The sequence below is a fragment of the Actinotalea ferrariae CF5-4 genome (genome assembly GCF_000603945.1).
GTDB lineage: Bacteria > Actinomycetota > Actinomycetes > Actinomycetales > Cellulomonadaceae > Actinotalea > Actinotalea ferrariae.
Genome location: NZ_AXCW01000509.1, coordinates 1 through 950, shown reverse-complemented (window position 1 = coordinate 950; position 950 = coordinate 1). Strand labels below are relative to the sequence as shown.

At 67.7% G+C, this 950-nt stretch carries 2 protein-coding genes; both read left to right on the top strand.

What is annotated here, in order from left to right; translation table 11 throughout:
• Positions 1-208: hypothetical protein (locus N866_RS22245; protein WP_034229867.1), on the top strand; the 208-nt coding region annotated here is incomplete at its 5' end.
• Between the two features lie 204 nt (positions 209-412).
• A partial coding sequence (heR, locus tag N866_RS19080; RefSeq protein WP_245612671.1) for a heliorhodopsin HeR occupies positions 413-950 on the top strand: 538 nt, incomplete at its 3' end.

The following is a 950-nucleotide window of genomic DNA, read 5'->3' as shown; positions in this document are numbered from 1 at the left end:
AGGGACCGGTGGATCAGGGCTCAGCCCAGACGGCGACTTCCTAGAGCCTGCGGAGGACCCGGAGGCCCTGGACGTCGTGGACGACATCATCGACGAACTGATCGAGCTCGTGCTGCGCCGCGGCGGATGGATCGCCCTGGCCGAACCTGGCCGGCTGACCGCCCACGACGGAGTTGCCCTCACCCTGCGGACCAAGGCCGCGCAATGACTGCGCGTCAGAACGCGGCATCGCCGGTAACGGGCGCGAAGCGAGCAGCCCGCCGAACCCAGCTGGCTGCCGCCGCGGCTGGCGTTCGGGTGCTGCCCGAGCGCGCGCGAGGACTACGCCGGGCGAACCTGGCTGCCTGCGCGCTGCACGCCGTCAGTCAGTGCGGCCGCGGTGCTTGCACTGGCGGACGAATTCACTTTGCCGGTGACCGGCACGTACCTCGTGGGACCACCGGGCACCGACGGGCAGTGCGTCACCGTGCTCGACCTGTCCGTCGCTGGCGCTGTCGGCGCCTTCCTGATCCTGTCGGCGCTGTTCCACCTGCTGGTCAGCGCCCCATTCGTGTTCAAGCGCTACCTCACCGGATTGACCCAGCACCGCAATGTGTTCCGCTGGGTGGAGTACTCCCTGTCGAGCTCACTGATGATCGTCGTGATCGCCCAACTCTGTGGGATCACCGACGTCGCGGCGCTGATCGCCATCGCCGGCGTGAACGCCTCGATGATCTTCTTCGGGTGGCTGCAGGAGAAGTACCACGAGCCCGGCGACGGCGGGTTCCTGCCGTTCGCTCTCGGCTGCGTCGCCGGCGTCGTACCGTGGCTCGCGATCCTGGTCTACGTCCTGGCGCCCGGGTCGACGTCCGGGGCCGAACCACCTGCCTTCGTCTACGCGATCGTCATCTCGCTCTTCGCGTTCTTCAACGTGTTCGCCCTTGTGCGGCTCTTCACAATCGAGGGTGTAG